Origin of the sequence: Pseudomonas koreensis, from assembly GCF_036668835.1 — a bacterium.
Taxonomy (GTDB): Bacteria; Pseudomonadota; Gammaproteobacteria; order Pseudomonadales; family Pseudomonadaceae; genus Aquipseudomonas; species Aquipseudomonas koreensis_I.
In genome coordinates, this window is the sequence record NZ_JAZEVW010000005.1 from 480,745 (window position 1) to 499,176 (window position 18,432).

The 18,432-nt window shown below is 59.5% G+C and carries 18 protein-coding genes and 1 pseudogene; 12 read left to right on the forward strand and 7 right to left on the reverse strand.

The features are described 5' to 3' along the window. The first annotated feature begins 323 nt into the window (after positions 1–323). Positions 324–1,178, forward strand: a complete 855-nt coding sequence (locus V6F91_RS17650; RefSeq protein WP_332766594.1) for a D-hexose-6-phosphate mutarotase — start codon at positions 324–326, stop codon at positions 1,176–1,178. Between the two features lie 219 nt (positions 1,179–1,397). On the opposite strand, the gene V6F91_RS17655 is transcribed toward V6F91_RS17650, so the two are convergent. Beyond that, entirely contained in the window at positions 1,398–2,258 is an 861-nt protein-coding gene (locus tag V6F91_RS17655) for a MurR/RpiR family transcriptional regulator (protein ID WP_169842436.1), read from the reverse strand. 226 nt (positions 2,259–2,484) lie between these two features. Between V6F91_RS17655 and zwf the strand changes: the two genes are divergently transcribed. The 4 genes from zwf to V6F91_RS17675 all read left to right on the forward strand — a co-directional run bounded on the left by zwf (position 2,485) and on the right by V6F91_RS17675 (position 6,096). Next, complete coding sequence (zwf, locus tag V6F91_RS17660) at positions 2,485–3,951, forward strand: glucose-6-phosphate dehydrogenase (protein ID WP_332766596.1); 1,467 nt, start codon at positions 2,485–2,487, stop codon at positions 3,949–3,951. Continuing rightward, entirely contained in the window at positions 3,938–4,651 is a 714-nt protein-coding gene (gene pgl / locus V6F91_RS17665; protein ID WP_332766598.1) for a 6-phosphogluconolactonase, read from the forward strand. The genes zwf and pgl overlap by 14 nt, the downstream gene beginning before the upstream one ends. A 17-nt stretch (positions 4,652–4,668) precedes the next feature. Continuing rightward, on the forward strand, positions 4,669–5,334 hold the full coding sequence (locus V6F91_RS17670; RefSeq protein ID WP_332766600.1) for a bifunctional 4-hydroxy-2-oxoglutarate aldolase/2-dehydro-3-deoxy-phosphogluconate aldolase: 666 nt from the start codon (positions 4,669–4,671) through the stop codon (positions 5,332–5,334). Between the two features lie 186 nt (positions 5,335–5,520). Continuing rightward, the gene (locus V6F91_RS17675) at positions 5,521–6,096 is read left to right on the forward strand and encodes a hypothetical protein (protein WP_332766602.1); all 576 of its coding nucleotides are present in this window, start codon (positions 5,521–5,523) and stop codon (positions 6,094–6,096) included. Here V6F91_RS17675 and V6F91_RS17680 read toward each other — a convergent pair. Further along, a complete protein-coding gene (locus V6F91_RS17680) occupies positions 6,093–7,274 on the reverse strand; it encodes an aminotransferase class V-fold PLP-dependent enzyme (protein ID WP_332766604.1) in 1,182 nt (393 codons plus the stop codon). The two genes, V6F91_RS17675 and V6F91_RS17680, sit on opposite strands and share 4 nt — an antisense overlap. 30 nt (positions 7,275–7,304) lie before the next feature. Next, positions 7,305–7,541: a DUF3820 family protein gene (locus tag V6F91_RS17685; protein ID WP_208940070.1), complete on the reverse strand. Its 237-nt coding sequence runs from the start codon at positions 7,539–7,541 to the stop codon at positions 7,305–7,307. A gap of 204 nt (positions 7,542–7,745) precedes the next feature. Between V6F91_RS17685 and V6F91_RS17690 the strand changes: the two genes are divergently transcribed. Further along, positions 7,746–8,213, forward strand: a complete 468-nt coding sequence (locus tag V6F91_RS17690; RefSeq protein WP_332766606.1) for a PA2169 family four-helix-bundle protein — start codon at positions 7,746–7,748, stop codon at positions 8,211–8,213. A 255-nt stretch (positions 8,214–8,468) separates the two neighbouring features. Here the strand turns inward: V6F91_RS17690 and V6F91_RS17695 are convergent, their stop codons facing one another. Both V6F91_RS17695 and V6F91_RS17700 read right to left on the reverse strand, forming a co-directional pair. Next, positions 8,469–8,939, reverse strand: coding sequence for a MaoC family dehydratase (locus V6F91_RS17695; RefSeq protein WP_003227420.1), 471 nt, complete (start codon positions 8,937–8,939; stop codon positions 8,469–8,471). Positions 8,940–8,980: 41 nt separating this feature from the next. Further along, on the reverse strand, positions 8,981–9,925 hold the full coding sequence (locus V6F91_RS17700; protein ID WP_332766607.1) for an alpha/beta hydrolase: 945 nt from the start codon (positions 9,923–9,925) through the stop codon (positions 8,981–8,983). A 199-nt stretch (positions 9,926–10,124) separates the two neighbouring features. On the opposite strand from V6F91_RS17700, the gene fadD2 reads away from it, so the two are divergent. Next, positions 10,125–11,813: a long-chain-fatty-acid--CoA ligase FadD2 gene (gene fadD2 / locus V6F91_RS17705; protein WP_332766608.1), complete on the forward strand. Its 1,689-nt coding sequence runs from the start codon at positions 10,125–10,127 to the stop codon at positions 11,811–11,813. A gap of 348 nt (positions 11,814–12,161) precedes the next feature. Then, positions 12,162–13,859 (forward strand): long-chain-fatty-acid--CoA ligase FadD1, encoded by a 1,698-nt coding sequence (gene fadD1, locus V6F91_RS17710; RefSeq protein ID WP_090285522.1) that lies wholly within the window; start codon positions 12,162–12,164, stop codon positions 13,857–13,859. A gap of 230 nt (positions 13,860–14,089) precedes the next feature. Here the strand turns inward: fadD1 and V6F91_RS17715 are convergent, their stop codons facing one another. Continuing rightward, positions 14,090–14,467 (reverse strand): hypothetical protein, encoded by a 378-nt coding sequence (locus tag V6F91_RS17715; protein ID WP_007917843.1) that lies wholly within the window; start codon positions 14,465–14,467, stop codon positions 14,090–14,092. A gap of 192 nt (positions 14,468–14,659) precedes the next feature. Here V6F91_RS17715 and V6F91_RS17720 point away from each other — a divergent pair, with 192 nt between their 5' ends. The 3 genes from V6F91_RS17720 to def all read left to right on the forward strand — a co-directional run bounded on the left by V6F91_RS17720 (position 14,660) and on the right by def (position 16,507). Next, positions 14,660–14,851, forward strand: a complete 192-nt coding sequence (locus tag V6F91_RS17720) for a CsbD family protein (RefSeq protein WP_208940076.1) — start codon at positions 14,660–14,662, stop codon at positions 14,849–14,851. A 163-nt stretch (positions 14,852–15,014) separates the two neighbouring features. Continuing rightward, positions 15,015–15,965, forward strand: a complete 951-nt coding sequence (locus tag V6F91_RS17725; RefSeq protein WP_258448234.1) for a YihY/virulence factor BrkB family protein — start codon at positions 15,015–15,017, stop codon at positions 15,963–15,965. A 2-nt stretch (positions 15,966–15,967) separates the two neighbouring features. Next, positions 15,968–16,507, forward strand: coding sequence for a peptide deformylase (gene def, locus V6F91_RS17730; protein ID WP_090285516.1), 540 nt, complete (start codon positions 15,968–15,970; stop codon positions 16,505–16,507). Positions 16,508–16,624: 117 nt separating this feature from the next. On the opposite strand, the gene V6F91_RS17735 is transcribed toward def, so the two are convergent. Beyond that, positions 16,625–17,047: a GNAT family N-acetyltransferase gene (locus V6F91_RS17735; protein WP_332766613.1), complete on the reverse strand. Its 423-nt coding sequence runs from the start codon at positions 17,045–17,047 to the stop codon at positions 16,625–16,627. 581 nt (positions 17,048–17,628) lie between these two features. On the opposite strand from V6F91_RS17735, the pseudogene V6F91_RS27510 reads away from it, so the two are divergent. Then, positions 17,629–18,399, forward strand: a pseudogene (locus tag V6F91_RS27510) (PAS domain-containing protein); the annotation flags it as partial. Positions 18,400–18,432: the final 33 nt, after the last annotated feature.

Sequence of the window (18,432 nt, forward strand, 5' to 3'; positions counted from 1 at the left end):
TCTCAATTGTTTTACCCGCCGCGTTGTCGCCTTAAGGCGAGCCAGGCAAGGCGCAGGCCGATGGGAATGGTTGTTCCCTTTCCAAGGCCTGCAACGCAGCCTGGCTCGCTTTAAGGCACAACCCGAAGGGCCGGGCCTGCTGTTGTGCAGGGCTGCGTTGCTCGAAGCTTATTTGGAATGACCAAATACGCTTCTCGCGCCTTGCCCTGCACAACAGCAGACCCGGCGCGGTGGGAAAAACAATTGAGAACGCCCCCTAGGCTGTCCGCTTTTTTTTGGAGGGTCTGCGCAGCCCATGAAAGTTGAATTCGGAACCGTGGCCAATGCATGAGCATCCGCTACAACGCTTCTTCAAATCCCTGCGCGAGCGACCGGTGTTCGCCTGGGAACGCTATCAGCTGCGCGATGTGCTGGTGATCGATCATCCGTTGTGTCAGGCGGTGTTCAGTCGGCAGGGCGCGCAATTGCTGCACTTTCAGCCGCGAGGGCAAAAACCGTGGTTGTGGTGCGCGGCGAAGTGGCCGCATGTCGGCGCGATCCGCGGTGGCGTGCCGGTGTGCTGGCCGTGGTACGGCCGCCATCCCAGCGAAAATGCGTGGCCGTCGCATGGCTGGGCGCGACTGCTCGACTGGAAACTGCTCGACAGCAGCAGTACCGAGGATGGCGTGCGTCTGCACTGGCAATTGCAGCTGTGCGACTGGCAGGTCGACCTGCACGCGCATCTGGGCGAGCGCATGGAGTTGCGCCTGAGCACCGAGCACCAGGACGACATGCCGTGCCAGTTGAGCCAGGCTTTGCACGCTTACTGGCGTATTGGCGATGTCGGTGAGATAGCGCTGTCTGGGCTCGAAGGCGCGCAGGGTTATGACCAGTTGAATCGTCAGGTTTGCCAGCAGGAAGGCGAATTGCGCGTGGACGGCGGCTGTCAGCGAGTGTTCCAGCATGACGGCGAATTGCAGCTCAAGGATCACGCCTGGCAGCGCGAGTTGTGCATCGATACCGGCGACAGCGGCGACACCGTTGTGTGGCATCCGGGCGCGCGGCCGTTGCTCGGGGTGAGCTGGGATGAGATCTCCGAGTTCGTTTGCGTAGAAGCGGCGGCGGGCGGGACCGACAGTTTGCATCTGGCGCCGGGCGAGAAGGCGCATTTGAGTTTGCAGGCGTGGGCGGCGGCTTGAGTGTGTCAGTTGGAGCGCTGGCCCTCACCCTAGCCCTCTCCCAGGGGGAGAGGGGACCGAATGGGGGATGCTGAAGAATTACGCCGACGTGAAAGTGCAGTGCTGAATCCATAATCGACTGGATCATTCAGGTCGATGTACGACTCAAGACACCTCGGTCGGCCCCCTCTCCCTCTGGGAGAGGGCTGGGGTGAGGGTTGGCTTTTTGCTTTTGATGCCTCAGTTGAACTCATCTCCAACCGGGTACCGGCTGGCATTCAAGCTCTCTTTGATCTTGCGCAGATGCGGCTGGAAATCCACTCCGCGGCGCAAGGTCATCCCGGTCGCCAGTACATCCAGCACGGTCAATTGAATGATCCGCGAGGTCATCGGCATATAGATGTCGGTGTCTTCCGGCAGCGGAATGTTAAGGCTCAACGTACTGGCCTTGGCCAGCGGCGAATTCTCCGCGGTCAGGCCCAATACCGAAGCACCGTTCTCGCGGGCGATACGTGCGACTTCCACCAGCTCACGGGTGCGCCCGGTGTAGGAGATGATCACGAACAGTTCGCCGGTGTGCGCCACCGAAGCGATCATCCGCTGCATCAGCACATCGGCATGCGCGGTCACCGCCAGGTTGAAACGGAAGAACTTGTGCTGCGCATCCAGTGCCACCGGGGCTGAGGCGCCGAGGCCGAAGAAGTGAATCTGCCGGGCCTGGATCAACAGGTCGACGGCGCGGCTGATCAGGTTCGGGTCGAGTGCCTGACACGCGCTGTCCAGCGAGGCGATGGCGCTGCCGAAAATCTTCTGCGTATAGGCTTCGGGATTGTCGTCGGCCTCGACCGCGCGGCTGACATACGCCGCGCCGCTGGCGAGGCTCTGCGCCAGTTGCAGCTTGAGTTCGGGGTAGCCGCTGACACCGAACGAGCGGCAGAAACGGTTGACCGTCGGCTCGCTCACCGATGCTGCCTGGGCGAGGGCGGCGATGCTGAAGCGGGTGGCCTGCTGCGGGTTGAGCAGAATCACCTCGGCGACCTTACGTTCGGCCTTGTTCAGCTCTTCAAGGCGACTCTGGATCTGTTCCAGTAAATTTCGCACGCGGTCCATATGGAATTCCTGATTCACCGACGCAAAGGTGCGTCGGGCTATGCAAATTGGGCCTTTGATATGGCCCGTAACGGTGGCCTATCCTACTGATGCGTCCGAGGGTCCACCACTCGGAATCTGTATTTTGCGAAAATGTTGTGGTTATTACTACATTTTCCCTTGAGTGATGCCTTGAAAAAAGGTATTTGTAGCTTAACTTGATAAAAGAACAAACATCATGCCTTCGATTACGGTTGAACCGTGCACCTTTGCCTTGTTCGGCGCCCTTGGCGATCTCGCCCTGCGCAAGCTGTTTCCTGCCCTTTATCACCTCGATGGCGCTGACCTGTTGCACGAGGACACGCGCATCATCGCGCTGGCCCGTGAAGCCGGTAGCGAGCAGCAACACATGGCGTTCATCGCCGCCGAACTGCGCCGCTACGTCGGCAAAGAGCTGAACGAAACCGTGGCCGAGCGCTTTCTCGCGCGCCTGACCTACCTGCATGTCGACTTCCTCAAGGCTGACGATTATGTCGCGCTGGCAGAAATGGCCGGCAGCAGCCAACGCATGATCGCCTACTTCGCCACGCCGGCGGCCGTGTACGGCGCGATCTGCGAGAATCTGGAAAAAGTCGGTCTGGCCGAGAACACCCGCGTGGTGCTGGAAAAACCGATCGGCTCTGACCTCGAGTCGTCGCGCAAGGTCAATGACGCCGTGGCGCAGTTCTTCCCGGAAGACCGCACCTACCGCATCGACCACTACCTGGGCAAAGAGACCGTTCAGAACCTGATCGCTCTGCGTTTCGCCAACAGCCTGTTCGAAACCCAGTGGAACCAGAATTACATCTCCCACGTGGAAATCACCGTGGCCGAGAAGGTCGGTATCGAAGGCCGTTGGGGCTACTTCGACAAGGCCGGCCAGTTGCGCGACATGATCCAGAATCACCTGTTGCAGCTGCTCTGCCTGATCGCCATGGACCCGCCGGCCGACCTGTCCGCCGACAGCATCCGTGACGAGAAAGTGAAAGTGCTCAAGGCGCTGGCGCCGATCAGTCCCGAAGGCCTGACTACGCAAGTAGTGCGCGGCCAGTACATTGCCGGCCACAGCGAAGGAAAATCCGTTCCGGGTTACCTCGAAGAACCCAATTCCAACACCCAGAGCGATACCGAAACCTTCGTCGCCTTGCGTGCCGACATCCGCAACTGGCGCTGGGCCGGCGTGCCGTTCTATTTGCGTACCGGCAAGCGCATGCCGCAGAAGCTGTCGCAGATCGTCATCCACTTCAAGGAACCGTCGCACTACATTTTCGCCCCGGAGCAGCGCCTGCAGATCAGCAACAAACTGATCATCCGCCTGCAGCCGGACGAAGGCATTTCCTTGCGCGTGATGACCAAAGAGCAGGGCTTGGACAAAGGCATGCAACTGCGCAGCGGGCCGCTGCAACTGAATTTCTCCGACACCTGGCGTAGCGCGCGGATCCCCGACGCCTACGAGCGGTTGTTGCTGGAAGTGATGAACGGCAATCAGAACCTGTTTGTCCGTAAAGATGAAATCGAAGCCGCGTGGAAGTGGTGTGACCAGCTGATCGCCGGGTGGAAAAAATCCGGTGACGCGCCCAAGCCGTACGCGGCCGGGTCGTGGGGGCCGATGAGCTCCATCGCACTGATCACGCGGGACGGGAGGTCGTGGTATGGCGATATCTGATGTGCAACTGCCCGCGGGCGTAAATGCCCACCCATTCAACAGCCCGGTGTTGTTGGCCGAAGGTCTGGCGCTGAACGTGGCCGCGCAATTGCGCGAAGCCATCGGCGTGCGCGGCAACGCCGTGCTGGTGGTGTCCGGCGGTCGTAGCCCGGTGGCGTTTTTCCAGCACCTGGCGAAAGCGGATCTGGACTGGTCGAAAGTCGTCGTGACCCTTGCCGACGAGCGCTGGGTGCCGGTCGAACACGCCGACAGCAATGCCGGACTGCTCAAGCAATACCTGCTTAAGGGCCCGGCAGCCAAGGCGCAATTCCTCAGCCTCTACAGCGCGGCAGCCAATCTTGAACAGGCCGCCGAGCAGGCTGACCGTTTGCTCGCCGAGCTGCCGCCGATCGACGTGCTGGTGCTGGGCATGGGCGACGACGGCCACACCGCATCGCTGTTCCCCGACAGTCCCAATCTGACTGAAGCCTTGCAGGCCGACGGCACGCGCCGCTGCTGGCCGATGCTGGCGCCGAGTGTGCCGCGTCAACGCCTGACCATGAGCCGGGCGCTGCTGGCCTCGGCCAGACACAAGATCCTGTCGATTTCCGGTCAATCGAAACTGACCACCCTGAATGCCGCGCTGGCATCCGATGACGTCGCGGCCATGCCGGTGCGCGCATTTCTGCAACCCACGTTAGAGATTTACTGGTGCCCATGAGCCAAGGAACAGCCGCTATGACAATTGCATCCCCCACCGTTTCCATGGCGGACAAAGTTGCCCTGATCGACAGCCTCTGCGCCAAGGCGCGGATCCTGCCGGTGATCACCATCGTCCGCGAACAGGACGTGCTGCCGCTGGCCGACGCCTTGGCTGCCGGTGGCCTGACCGCGCTGGAAGTGACCCTGCGTTCGCAATTCGGCCTCAAGGCCATCCAGATCCTGCGCGAACAGCGTCCGGAACTGATGACCGGTGCCGGCACCGTGCTCGATCGCAACATGCTCGCGGCGGCGGAAGCGGCCGGTTCGCAATTCATCGTCACCCCAGGCATCACCCGTGACCTGCTTGAAGCCAGCGTCGACAGCCCGATTCCGCTGTTGCCGGGCATCAGCAACGCGTCCGGCATCATGGAAGGCTACGGCCTGGGTTATCGCCGCTTCAAGCTGTTCCCGGCTGAAGTCAGCGGCGGCGTGGCGGCGATCAAGGCACTTGGCGGCCCGTTCGGCGAAGTGAAATTCTGCCCGACCGGCGGCGTCGGCCCGGCCAACATCAAGAGCTACATGGCGCTGAAAAACGTCATGTGCGTCGGCGGGAGCTGGATGCTTGATCCTGAATGGATCAAGAACGGCGACTGGGCGCGTATTCAGGAGTGCACCGCCGAAGCCCTGGCGCTGCTGGACTGATCCCGCCGGATTCAATTGTTACCTGACACTTCGTTGTGTGTTCTACGGCTTTACGGTGCGCTTGGTCGGTGCACCGTTTTTTTTGCCTGAAAAAAAGCGCCAGGAAATCACGCGATACACAGTTACCGCACGGCCGTTTTTGTGTGGCGCTAATCTGCGTTCATCTTACGGAAGAGAGAACGCCTCATGGACGCCCATCAGACTGTAGCTTTATCAATTGAATCTCTGCCCCCGCAACAGTTGCCCGTCGCGCATAGCTTTAAACAGCGCCAAACCTCGCCAGGCGTACGCAACATCAGCCGAGGCCTCGAAGGCCCGCCGCTGCTGTTGCGGCTGGCATTGGTCGATGCGATGACCAGTGAGCCGATCGTCGGCGCGCGGGTGCGGATCGAGCAGTACATCGGTGCCGAGACGTTGTGCGGTAGTCAGTCGACCGACAGTCAGGGCATCGTTCGTTTCACCAGCCTTTACCCGGATCGGCACAGCGCCTTCGCTTGTCTCGCTCTGAGTGTCGCCCTCGCCAGCGACGACCAACAACCGCAGCTCTATCAGGAAGCCTGGGCAGGTAGCGTGCATCTGCCGGGCGTCTGCAATTGTGCAGTTGTAGATGACGATGCGGCGCGGCTGGCGGTGCGCCCGATCACAGACCATGGCCTGGATGACGGCTACTACGCCAGCCTGACAATCGGCATCGACACCTTTGCCTTGTCAACGCAAATCGGCGTGGCGGGCTACGACAAGCAGCCCATCTCGCCGTTCTAGCGCAGCTCTTGCAGCGCACGTACCAGCCGCTGCATGTCGGCAGCGGTGGTGGTCAACCCCGGTGTGACGCGGATGCTCGGCCCGCTGGCGGCGCCATGACGGACCACGGTGAACAGGTTGTATTCGTTGAGCAGCCGCTCGGCCATCGCCTGTTGATCGTCGTGCCGGGTGAAACGCAGCGAAGTGATCCCGCAATACAGACGCGGATCGTCCGGGGTCATCACTTCGATGCCCGGCAACTGCCGTACCGCGCCTACCCAGAGGTTGCGCAGGTACTTGAGGCGTGCACCCTTGGCGGCGGCGCCACCGAGCGCAGCGTGTTCCTCGAACACCAGCGGCAAAGTCATCAGCGCCGGAATGTTCGGAGTGCTGTACGAGGTGCGTGCACGCACGTCATTGGCTGGGAAATGCATTTCGCCCATGTCCGGATCGATGTCGGCCAGACGTTGCGGTGCGATGTAGAGGAAGCCGAGCGTCAGCGGGGCGCCAATCCATTTGTGCAGGTTGTAGCCGGCGAACGCGATGCCGAGGGCGTCGAGATCGAAATCGATCTGGCCGAGGGCGTGGGCGCCGTCGAGGATGATGTCGACGCCATGTTCTTTCGCCAGCGCAGCGATGTCCGCTACCGGCATGACCAGACCGGTGCGGTGGCTGACGTGAGTCAGGGCCATCAGTTTCAGTTTTGGCTGGCGAGTGAACGCTTCGCGGTAGGTCTCCAGCAGGCTGCCAAAACTGGCCGGGTGCGCATGGGCGATCTCGATCACCTCGGCGCCGCGCTGCCCGGCCAGCCAGCGCATGGCGCCTTTGACCGTGTCGTATTCGAGATCGCTGATCAGCACCTGATCGCCAAGCTGTAAACGGTTGTAGTTGCGGATCAGCGATTGCAGGCCTTCGGTGGCGTTGCGGGTGAAGGCCAGGCTTTGCGCGCGCACGCCGATCAACTCGGCCAGCTGCGCGCGGATCTCGAGGTTGTCGTGCTGCTCGAAACGCTGGCGCACGTACACCGAGTTGCTGCTGTTGATCAGTTCGATATTGCGTTGGTATTCCTCGATCACCGTGCGCGACATGCGCCCGAAATAACCGTTCTCAAGGTTCACGGGGCCGGGCTGAACGTCGTAACGGTCGGCGAACGTTCGCCAGAAGTCTTCGTCACGGGCGCGGCGGGTGTTATCGGGCATGGTCGACGAGCTCTTGGAGAGGAGGGCGCTTCAATGGCGCGGTGCGGGTTTGCCATGTTTGGCGCGCAGCGGTTCGAGCAGATCGGAGAGGCCGTTATGGTCGATCTCGTGCATCAACGCGAGCAGGCCGCCGAGTTCGCCGTGGGGAAAACCCTGACGGGCGAACCAGTTCAGGTAAGGCCCCGGCAGGTCGGCGATGATCCGGCCCTTGTATTTGCCGAAAGGCATTTCGCGGGTAATCAGCAATTCGATTTTTTCGGGATTCATCGTTCTTCGTCTGGCTTCAAAGCTAACGGGGAAAATACAGGCATTCTGCATGCAGGCCAAATGACAGATCATGCAAAAAACCAGCATGCAGATGGTTCAATGTTTTATAAGCTACTGAAATTAAACGATTTATTCTCTAAAGCGAAGCTGGCACGCACACTGCAATATTCCTTGCATCTTCAACCAACCGCAAGGAATTGGAAAATGACTGACGTAAACAAAGAGGCCATTTCTGTACTCAACGACCTGATTGAAACCTGCAAGGACGGTCAGGAAGGGTTCAAGACTTGCGCCGAAGACATCAAGCACCCAGAACTGAAAACCCTGTTCGTACAACGCTCCGCCGACTGCGCTACCGCCGCTGCCGAGCTGCAGGCACAAGTGCGTTCGCTGGGCGGTGATCCGGAAACTTCCACCAGCGTCAGCGGTGACCTGCACCGTCGCTGGGTTGACGTCAAAGCCATGTTCACCGGCAAGGACGAAGAGGCTGTGCTGAACGAAGCAGAGCGCGGTGAAGACCATGCACTGAAGGCTTATCGTGAAGCGCTCGAGAAGATCAACAAGCACAACCTGGTGGGCATCAAGGATCTGGTTGAGCGTCAGTACCACGGCGTACAACGCAACCATGACCAGGTGAAAGCCCTGCGTAACCAGGCTCGCGCTAACTCGTAAGGGTTAGTTGGGCTGATAAAAAACGCCAGCGTGTCTGGCGTTTTTTTGTGTCTGGCCGAAAAAGCCCCTCACCCTAACCCTCTCCCAGAGGGAGAGGGGACTGACCGAGGTGGATGTTAGAGATCCGCCGGTTTTGGTGATCTGAGGTGAACTCAAGTTCTGAAACCATGAAGATCAGCTCCCTTTCCCCCTCGCCCCCCTGGGGGAGAAGGCTGGGGTGAGGGGGAAGCAATCTACCTGACACACCACCATCCATCAGCCAATACTGATCGCCGGCAAAGTCGGCAACGTCACCGTCTGTTGTTTGCGTGGCGCGAGAATCTCCGCCTCGCCATCCACCACCAGTTCATCACGCTGATTGAACACGCGGGTAGCGATGCGTACGCGAAACTTCGGCAGTTTCTCGAGAATTTCCAGGCGCACGGTCAAGGTGTCGCCAATCTTCACCGGCTTCTGAAAGCTCATCTGCTGGCCGATATAAATGGTCCCCGGTCCTGGAAGCTCGCACGCTACCGCCGCGCTGATCAGCGCGCCGCTGAACATGCCGTGGGCGATACGCTCCTTGAACATGCTCGCCGCGGCAAACTCGGCGTCCAGATGCACCGGGTTGTGATCCCCCGACATCGCGGCGAACAGTTGGATGTCGCGCTCTTCGACGGTCTTGCTGTAGCTGGCGGTCTGGCCGACTTCGAGGGCTTCGTAAGGGATGTTGGTAACCTGGGTCATCGTTGTCGATTCCTGTGGCGGACTCAGTCAATCCGCAAAAATTATTCGCTGCGATGCGGGCGCGGATGGCTCAGGGCCTGATCGATCCAGGCCAGCACATCGGCGATCACTTCGCCGCGGTTGGTTTCGTTGAACAATTCGTGCCGGGCCTGCGCGTAGATCTTCAGTTGCAGGTGCTGGCTGCCGGCCGCGCGCAAGGCGTTGGCCAGATCTGTCAGACGCTTGCCTTCACTCACCGGATCACATTCGCCGCCGATGACCAGCAGCGGCAGGCCCGGATCGATCTGCGCGAGATTGGACGCTTTGCTGATCTGCTGCAAGCCGCCGAGCAGGTCGATCCATAATTGATTGGTGCAGCGAAAGCCGCACAGCGGGTCGCTGATATAGCGGTCGACTTCGGCCGGGTCACGGCTGAGCCAGTCGAATGGCGTGCGCGCCGGTTTGAATTTGTTATTGAATGCGCCGAACGACAGCCACTCGATCAATGCGCTGCGGCCCTTGCCGCCCTGACGCAGTTTCTCCAGGCGGGCGATCTGCCGCGCGGCGCGGTACAGCGCGACCGGTTGAAAATTCGAGCCGCTGAGAATCGCTCCGTGCAGGCTGGCGCTGTGGTGCAGCAGATAGCCCTGGGCGAGGTAGCTGCCCATGCTGTGCCCGAGCAGAATGATCGGCACGCCGGGGTGTTGCTGGCCGATGTGTTGGTTGAGACTGGCCAGATCGCCGAGCACTTTGCACCAACCGTCAGCATCGGCGTAATGGCCGAGTGTGCCCTGACTGGCGGTTCTGCCATGGCCACGCAAATCCGGTGCGTATACGCCATAACCTTTGTCGCAAAAGGTTTCGGCGATCCGTGCGTAGCGGCCGCTGTGTTCCGCCATGCCATGGGCCACGAAAATCAGCGCTTTCAACGGCCCCGCGGGCAGCCATTGATTGACGAAAAGCCGGCTGCGGTCACTCGCGTCCAGCCAGAAGGTGTCATGGATCATGGCGCTTCCTTTGCTCAGAGTCCGCACATTGTATAGCGCGTCTGATCAGCCCACGCCACGGCAGGAAGATTCACACGATCAATGACGGCTTTGCTCATATTTGCCTGAATGGCCATAGCTGCTAGTGTCCGTGAAGCTCCGCTTTGCAGAAATGACAGAAGCGGCTCCCGGATCGGCTCAGGTAAAGAGGACAACAACAATGCAACCTGATTTCTGGAACGACAAGCGCCCGGCCGGCGTACCGCTGGACATCGACATGACTGAGTTCAAGTCGGTGATCGAAGTGTTCGAGCGTTCCTGCAAGAAATTCGCTGATCGCCCGGCGTTCAGCAACATGGGCATCACGCTGACCTACGCCGAGCTTGAACGCCAGAGCGCCGCGTTCGCCGGCTACCTGCAGGCGCATACCGATCTGGTTCCGGGGGATCGCATCGCCGTACAGATGCCCAACGTCCTGCATTATCCGATTGCCGTGTTCGGTGCATTGCGCGCCGGTCTGATCGTGGTCAATACCAACCCGCTGTATACCGCGCGGGAGATGCGTCATCAGTTCAAGGATTCCGGCGCCCGTGCGCTGGTGTACCTGAACGTGTTCGGGCAGAAAGTCCAGGAAGTGCTGCCCGACACCGACATTCAATACCTGATCGAAGCGAAGATGGGCGACCTGATGCCCACCGCCAAGGGCTGGCTGGTCAACACCGTGGTCAGCAAAGTGAAGAAAATGGTCCCGGCCTATTCGCTGCCGCAGGCGATCTCTTTCAAAAGCGCATTGCGCATGGGCCGCGGCCTGGGAATCAAACCGCTCAAGGTTACCCTCGACGACATCGCCGTGCTGCAATACACCGGCGGCACCACTGGCCTGGCCAAGGGCGCGATGCTGACCCATGGCAATCTCGTCGCCAACATGCAGCAAGTGCGCGCCTGCCTCGCCCAACTCGGTCCGGACGGCCAGCCGCTGTTGCGTGAGGGCCAGGAAGTGATGGTGGCGCCGCTGCCGCTGTACCACATCTATGCGTTCACCGCGAACTGCATGTGCATGATGGTTTCCGGTAACCACAACGTCCTGATCACCAACCCGCGGGATATTGCCGGCTTCATCAAGGAGCTGAAAAACTGGCGCTTCTCGGCGTTGCTGGGTTTGAACACCTTGTTTGTGGCGCTGATGGAACACCCGGATTTCAGGACGCTGGATTTCTCCAGCCTGAAACTGACCAACTCCGGCGGTACCGCGCTGGTCAAGGCCACGGCCGAGCGCTGGGAACAGGTCACCGGTTGCCGCATCACCGAAGGTTACGGCCTCACCGAAACCTCGCCGGTGGCCTGCACCAATCCCTACGGCGACCAGTCACGCCTGGGCACGGTCGGCCTGCCGGTGCCCGGTACGCTGTTGAAAGTGATCAGTGACGACGGCGCCGAGCAGCCGTTGGGCGAGCGCGGCGAGCTGTGCATCAAGGGCCCGCAAATCATGAAGGGCTACTGGAACAAGCCCGAAGCCACCGCCGAAGTGCTGGATGCCGAAGGCTGGTTCAAGTCCGGCGACATTGCCGTGATCGACCCCGATGGTTTTGTGCGTATCGTCGATCGCAAGAAAGACATGATCATTGTCTCCGGCTTCAACGTGTATCCAAACGAAATCGAAGACGTGGTCATGGCTCACCCGAAAGTCGCCAACTGCGCGGTGATCGGCGTGCCGGACGAGCGCTCGGGTGAGGCGGTGAAGCTGTTTGTGGTGGCGCGCGAAAGTGGCGTCAGCCTCGAAGAGCTGAAGGCCTACTGCAAAGAGAATTTCACCGCCTACAAGGTGCCGAAACACATCGTCTTGCGTGAGTCATTGCCGATGACGCCTGTCGGCAAGATTCTGCGGCGGGAGTTGCGGGATATCGCATAGGCCTGAACCGCAGCGCTGCTGACATTCGCGAGCAGGCTCTCTCCCACAGAAATAGTTGTTTTCTGTGGGAGCGAGCCTGCTCGCGAATCTTTCATGCCCATGAAAACCGGGGCTTTTGCGAGGTTCTAGGATTTTTGCTCTAAAATGACTGCTAGATAGTCTTGAGTCACCAATATGACTGTAGGGGCCGCTTTTGGCTCTAGTCGACCCTCGGCAAAGCTGCTACTCTCGGCGCGCTTTGTGACTTCTCGGCCTGTGTAAAAGCCAGATTCACCAATACAAAACACACACCAATAATAATCGCATCAAATGCGGTGAAGAATTCGCGTTGCTGAGGAGTGGGCTTCCATGATCGAAGACTTTTGGAAGGATAAATACCCGGCTGGAATCGCTGCCGACATCAATCCGGACGAGTATCCGAACATTCAGGCAGTGTTGAAGCAATCCTGCCAGCGCTTCGCCAACAAACCGGCTTTCAGCAACCTCGGCAAGACAATCACCTACGGTGAATTGTACGAATTGTCCGGGGCGTTTGCCGCGTATCTGCAACAGCATACCGATTTGCAGCCCGGCGATCGAATCGCCGTGCAACTGCCCAACGTGCTGCAATACCCGGTCGCCGTCTTCGGGGCGATTCGCGCCGGGCTGATCGTGGTCAACACCAACCCGCTGTACACCGCGCGGGAAATGGAACATCAATTCAACGACTCCGGCGCAAAAGCGCTGGTGTGCCTGGCGAACATGGCGCACCTGGCTGAAGCCGTGGTGCCGAAAACCGGCGTCAAGCACGTCATCGTCACCGAAGTCGCCGACCTGTTGCCGCCGCTCAAGCGCCTGCTGATCAACAGCGTCATCAAGTACGTGAAGAAGATGGTGCCGGCCTATCACCTGCCCAAAGCCGTCAAGTTCAACGACGTGCTGAGCAAGGGCCACGGTCAGCCCGTGGCCGAAGCCAATCCGCACAGTGGCGATGTGGCGGTGCTGCAATACACCGGCGGCACCACCGGCGTGGCCAAGGGCGCGATGCTGACCCATCGCAACCTGGTCGCCAACATGCTGCAGTGCAAGGCGCTGATGGGTTCCAACCTCAATGAAGGTTGCGAGATCCTGATCACGCCGCTGCCGCTGTACCACATCTATGCGTTCACCTTTCATTGCATGGCGATGATGCTGATCGGTAACCACAACATCCTGATCAGCAACCCGCGCGACCTGCCGGCGATGGTCAAGGAACTGTCGAAGTGGAAGTTCAGCGGCTTTGTCGGCCTCAACACCTTGTTCGTGGCGCTGTGCAACAACGAAGCGTTCCGCAAGCTGGATTTCTCCGCGCTGAAAGTCACCCTGTCCGGTGGCATGGCCCTGCAACTGGCCGCTGCCGAACGCTGGAAAGCGGTGACCGGCTGCGCCATCTGCGAAGGTTACGGCATGACCGAAACCAGCCCGGTGGCCACGGTCAACCCGATCCAGCATATCCAGATCGGCACCATCGGCATTCCCGTGCCATCGACCCTGTGCAAAGTCATCGACGATGCCGGTGTCGAGCAGCCGCTGGGTGAAATCGGCGAACTGTGCGTCAAGGGCCCGCAAGTGATGAAGGGTTACTGGCAGCGTCAGGAAGCCACCGATGAAATGCTCGACAGCGATGGCTGGCTGAAGACCGGCGATATCGCGCTGATCCAGCCGGACGGCTACATGCGCATCGTCGATCGCAAGAAAGACATGATTCTGGTCTCCGGTTTCAACGTCTATCCGAACGAGCTGGAAGACGTGCTGGCAACCTTGCCGGGCGTGCTGCAATGCGCGGCCATCGGCGTGCCGGACGACAAGTCGGGTGAAGCGATCAAGATTTTCATCGTCGCCAAGCCGGGCGTGACCCTGACCAAAGAGCAGGTCATGGACCACATGCGCGCCAACGTCACCGGCTACAAGGTGCCGCGCTCGGTGGAGTTCCGCGATGCGCTGCCGACCACCAACGTCGGCAAGATCCTGCGCCGCGAATTGCGTGATGAAGAGCTGAAGAAGATCAAGGCCAAGTCTGCCGCTTAAACACGAAGCCCCGCAGATGCGGGGCTTTTTGTTGGTGCTTGGTACGGCTCGGATCTCGCGGTGAGACTGCCCCTCATCGGAACGCCGCCCGCCCAGCCCTCTCCTGAGGGAGAGGGAGCCGAGCGGGTGCTTTTCAGAACCTGAGTTCGACTCGATATTTCAGGTCGGCGTACCTCGCCCTGACACCTCGGTCAGTCCCCTCTCCCTCTGGGAGAGGGTTAGGGTGAGGGCTACTGACGAAACGGCGCAAAATTCACATTGGTCCCCGCCGGCCGCATGTCCTGCAGGTACGAATCCTTGTCCGCACTCAGCTCCAGGCTCAACGCCGCCTTGCGCTTGCCTTCGTTGCGAATCACCAGCCCTTCGAGTTTTTCGCGCAGAAATACCGTCGGCACTTTCAGGTGCAGCAGTTCATCGGTCGCCGGGGTGTGCATCAGCAGGTGAATCCACTCGTACTGACCGATCGCCAGGCGCGACACCGGCAGGTCGAACCACCAGATGTTGCGGTTGCGGTTCAGTTCAGCGAAGTGGCAGTTGTTGGTGCCAAGCACGGCGCCGCCCAGTTCCTTGTTGCGACGGGCGATGGCCTGCGTTTTATCGAGTTTCATAACATTCCTGCGGATCGGTGTCTGGCGCCCAGCGCCCATGGGTGAGCATTCTCAAGGCAATGCCGGCAAACATAAAGCGCAACCTGCGCGCCGCGACGAAATGAGCGGCAAATAAATGAAACTTGCAGCGAAGCGCTCCAGTCAATCGTTACGTACCGACTTTCTTCCCTTTATGCATCACGGAGAAACACCATGAGTAGCACAGGCGATAAAGTAAAAGGCATGGCCAACGAAGCCGTCGGCAACATCAAGCAAGGTGTCGGCAAAGCTACTGACAACGACAGGCTGCATGCGGAAGGCAAGATTCAGGAGAAAAAAGGCGAAGCCCAACAAGCGGTTGGCAACGCCAAGGACGCGGTGAAAAAGGGCGTCGACAAGGCGTAATCCAGCCTTGAACGAATCACACGAGCGGCCATCCAAGGATGGCCGTTTTTGTGTCAAAAACCTGCGGATGCCGACGAAGATCGCCAAACAGGCTAACGTGATGTAAAAAACGGCCCCTGAGTCGCCACGACTTCAACCTGTACTGCGGCGAAAGGAGACGCGGATGATTTTTCCGGACATGAAAGGTCTGCCCCTGCACCGGGTGATGGTGCGCACGGTCACTGAATTCGTCGACGACGAAATGTCGACCTATGCCTCGGCACTGGCCTACCAGATGCTGTTCTCGTTGTTCCCGTTCATTCTGTTCCTGATCGCGCTGATCGGTTTCCTGCACTTGCCGGATTTCTTTTCCTGGCTGCGCCTGCAATCGGAACTGGTCCTGCCGCCACAGGCGCTGGAGCAGGTCAATCCGGTGATCGACCAGTTGCAGCAATCCAAGGGCGGCCTGCTTTCGATCGGTATTGTCATCGCCCTGTATACGGCGTCGGCCGGCGTGCGCCTGATGATGAGCGCGATGAACGCAGCGTATGACGTGGTCGAGGGCCGGCCGATCTGGAAGCGCTTTCCGCTGTCGATTGTCTACACCGTGGGCATTGCCGGCATGTTGCTGGTCGCAGCTGCGCTGATGGTGCTTGGGCCGCAGGTGATGGGCTGGATCGCCGCGCAAGTGGGGCTGGAGGACTTCATCGTGACCGTGTGGACGATCGCGCGCTGGCCGGTGATCGTGATTCTGATGATGATCGCCGTGGCGTTGATCTACTACGTCATGCCCGACGTCAAACAGGAATTCCGCTTCATTACCCCAGGTTCGGTGCTGGCCGTGGTGGTGTGGATCCTGGCGTCGTTGGGGTTCGCCTTCTACGTGAAAACCTTCGCCAACTACAACGCGATGTATGGCAGCATCGGGGCGATCATCGTGCTATTGCTGTACTTCTACATTTCCGCAGCGGTGCTGCTGCTCGGCGCGGAAATGAACGCGGTGATCGAACACATGTCCAGCGAAGGCAAGGACAAGGGCGAGAAAGCCCCCGACGAGCCCGACGAACATCCCAAACAACATGTCTCGGGCCTGGGTCGCGATCACTCGCTCAAGCCGGACACTGACGAAGTCTGATCATGATCCGTGAAATCCTCAAAATGGGCGACGAGCGTCTGCTGCGCATCGCCCCGCCGGTTCCGCCGGAAATGTTCAACAGCGCCGAGCTGTGGCAACTGATCGACGACATGTTCCAGACCATGGAAAGCGTCGGCGGCGTCGGCCTGGCCGCGCCCCAGATCGGCGTCGATCTGCAACTGGTGATTTTTGGTTTCGAGCACAGCGAGCGCTATCCGGACGCTGAAGCGGTGCCGCAGACGATCCTGATCAACCCGCTGATCACACCGTTGAATCCATATACGGAAGAGGGCTTCGAGGGTTGCCTCTCGGTACCGGGTTTGCGTGGGGCGGTGGATCGCTATCAGCAGATTCGCTATGAAGGCTTCGACCCAAAGGGCGAGCCGATTGTGCGTGTGGCCTCAGGCTTTCATGCACGGGTGGTGCAGCATGAATGCGACCATCTGATCGGCCGGCTGTACCCGTCGCGCATTACCGATTTCAGCAAGTTCGGTTTTACCGAAGTGATGTTTCCGGATCTTGATCCCAACGCTGACGACTGATCCAGCTCCTGCATTATCCCCTGTGGGAGCGAGCCTGCTCGCGAAGACGGTGCATCGGCCCACACATTCGGGACTGATAAAACGCCTTCGCGAGCAGGCTCGCTCCCACAATTGGTTTCAATGTGAGGTCGAAGAATTGAGCCCCATCGCAATCATCGGCTTGCTCCGCGCATACCGGCTCAAGCGTTCCGCCATCGCTTGTGGCAGCGCCGGGTCGAAACTGAACCCGCGCCGCTCATAGAATCCACGCAAATCCGGATGACAGAACAGCCACACCGGCTCGCTCACCGCTTGAGTGGCCGTCGTGATCAGCTGTGCGGCTATTCCCTGTTCGCGGCACTGCGGGTCAACCAGCAAGCCGGTCAACCAATGCCCACCCGCCACCGGGCGCAAGCACAACGCCGCGACGATGTCCCCGCGCCGAGCCACCCACAACTGCGCATCGCGCACGGCTTTCATCGAGGACTGGTGGCTGCGGTAGAACTTGTTCATCAACGGCCAGAGCGACGCGTCGAGCAAGGTGTAATGGGTATCGGGCATGGGCAGGGCTGTGCTGGACAAAGCGGCGATTATAAGAGAACGCGCGCCAATCGATAGCCCGGCGTGGGAGCCATCGCGAGCAGGCTCACTCCTATATTTGATCGTGTGAGTTGGCGGTACATCCCGGCATTCCTCGATTCAAATCCTGCGCTGAACCGATTCTTGTGCAAAAAATGCCAGATACTGGCTGACTAGTGGCCTTGCGCTGCGCCCGGCGCTGGCTATGCTCCTTGTAACTAACCATGTCGACCGTCATGTCAAAACCCGACTGACAGGCATCGTTGGCCCGTGATTCATGCTGCCAGAGTGCGCAACCCAAGGCACCGACACTGAACCAACAAGGAGCGTCGCCTAAATGGAAGTTCTTCAATGCGTTAGGGCTGGCCCGCATGCGGGCTATCAAGAGAAGGATGTCTTGATTAGAACGTCTCTGCATGGACGCTCCGATTGATCATCATTTATCACCTGACAACTTCCTCCCGTGGAGGAAGGCGTGTGCCTGTTCCACGGAACGTAGTGGTGGATCTTGAAAGACCAGAACTTTCATCAAATCGAAAGACCGCGCGGAAGGTGATACAACCATGTTCAACCTACATCACAAGGCTGACCTGCAGGAAATCGAGCGCTTCAGTTGCGCGCTGACCGAGACCAACGCCAAGTTGGCCGCGATCAGCCGCTCGATGGCCATGATTGAGTTCAGCCCTGACGGCATCGTCCTCGATGCCAATGACAACTTCTGCAAGACCATGGGCTACAGCGTCGATGAAGTACGCGGCAAACACCATCGGATCTTTTGTGAAGAGAGCTATTACCGCAGCGAGGACTACGTCAGATTGTGGCGCGACCTGGCCCGCGGCGAGCCGTTGAGCGGGACGTTTCTGCGCTTGGACAAGAGCGGCCGGGAGATCTGGCTGGAAGCCAGTTACATGCCGGTGTTCGGCCCCGACAAAGAAGTCAGAAGCGTGATCAAAGTTGCTGCAGATATCACCGCGCGCATCAACAAGGAACATGAAGAAGAATCGATGCTGGCGGCAATCAGCCGTTCGATGGCGGTGATTGAGTTCACTCCCGAAGGCAATGTCATCGCCGCCAACGATAACTTTCTGCAGACCATGCAGTATTCGCTCAACGAAATCGTCGGCCAGCATCACAGCCTGTTCTGTCACCGCAGCGAGTCCGAGTCGGCGCAATACAAGGCGTTCTGGGCGTCGCTCAATCGCGGCGAATATCACTCGCACCGCTTCGAACGCAAGAACAAGTCCGGGCACATGGTTTATCTGGAAGCCTCGTACAACCCGTTGTTCGATGCCAAGGGCCGCTTGTACAAAGTGGTCAAGTTCGCCAGCGACATCACCCGCCAGATGACTACGCTGCAGAGCGCCGCC

Bases quoted from the DNA above. Each gene is read 5' to 3' on its own strand.
- def (WP_090285516.1), top strand. From the start codon at position 15,968: ATGATCCGTGAAATCCTCAAAATGGGCGACGAGCGTCTGCTGCGCATC.
- V6F91_RS17735 (WP_332766613.1), bottom strand. From the start codon at position 17,047: ATGCCCGATACCCATTACACCTTGCTCGACGCGTCGCTCTGGCCGTTG.
- V6F91_RS17670 (WP_332766600.1), top strand. From the start codon at position 4,669: ATGACAATTGCATCCCCCACCGTTTCCATGGCGGACAAAGTTGCCCTG.
- V6F91_RS17650 (WP_332766594.1), top strand. From the start codon at position 324: ATGCATGAGCATCCGCTACAACGCTTCTTCAAATCCCTGCGCGAGCGA.
- pgl (WP_332766598.1), top strand. From the start codon at position 3,938: ATGGCGATATCTGATGTGCAACTGCCCGCGGGCGTAAATGCCCACCCA.
- fadD2 (WP_332766608.1), top strand. From the start codon at position 10,125: ATGCAACCTGATTTCTGGAACGACAAGCGCCCGGCCGGCGTACCGCTG.
- V6F91_RS17675 (WP_332766602.1), top strand. From the start codon at position 5,521: ATGGACGCCCATCAGACTGTAGCTTTATCAATTGAATCTCTGCCCCCG.
- V6F91_RS17725 (WP_258448234.1), top strand. From the start codon at position 15,015: ATGATTTTTCCGGACATGAAAGGTCTGCCCCTGCACCGGGTGATGGTG.
- V6F91_RS17695 (WP_003227420.1), bottom strand. From the start codon at position 8,939: ATGACCCAGGTTACCAACATCCCTTACGAAGCCCTCGAAGTCGGCCAG.
- V6F91_RS17715 (WP_007917843.1), bottom strand. From the start codon at position 14,467: ATGAAACTCGATAAAACGCAGGCCATCGCCCGTCGCAACAAGGAACTG.
- fadD1 (WP_090285522.1), top strand. From the start codon at position 12,162: ATGATCGAAGACTTTTGGAAGGATAAATACCCGGCTGGAATCGCTGCC.
- V6F91_RS17680 (WP_332766604.1), bottom strand. From the start codon at position 7,274: ATGCCCGATAACACCCGCCGCGCCCGTGACGAAGACTTCTGGCGAACG.
- V6F91_RS17720 (WP_208940076.1), top strand. From the start codon at position 14,660: ATGAGTAGCACAGGCGATAAAGTAAAAGGCATGGCCAACGAAGCCGTC.
- V6F91_RS17685 (WP_208940070.1), bottom strand. From the start codon at position 7,541: ATGAATCCCGAAAAAATCGAATTGCTGATTACCCGCGAAATGCCTTTC.
- V6F91_RS17700 (WP_332766607.1), bottom strand. From the start codon at position 9,925: ATGATCCATGACACCTTCTGGCTGGACGCGAGTGACCGCAGCCGGCTT.
- V6F91_RS17690 (WP_332766606.1), top strand. From the start codon at position 7,746: ATGACTGACGTAAACAAAGAGGCCATTTCTGTACTCAACGACCTGATT.
- zwf (WP_332766596.1), top strand. From the start codon at position 2,485: ATGCCTTCGATTACGGTTGAACCGTGCACCTTTGCCTTGTTCGGCGCC.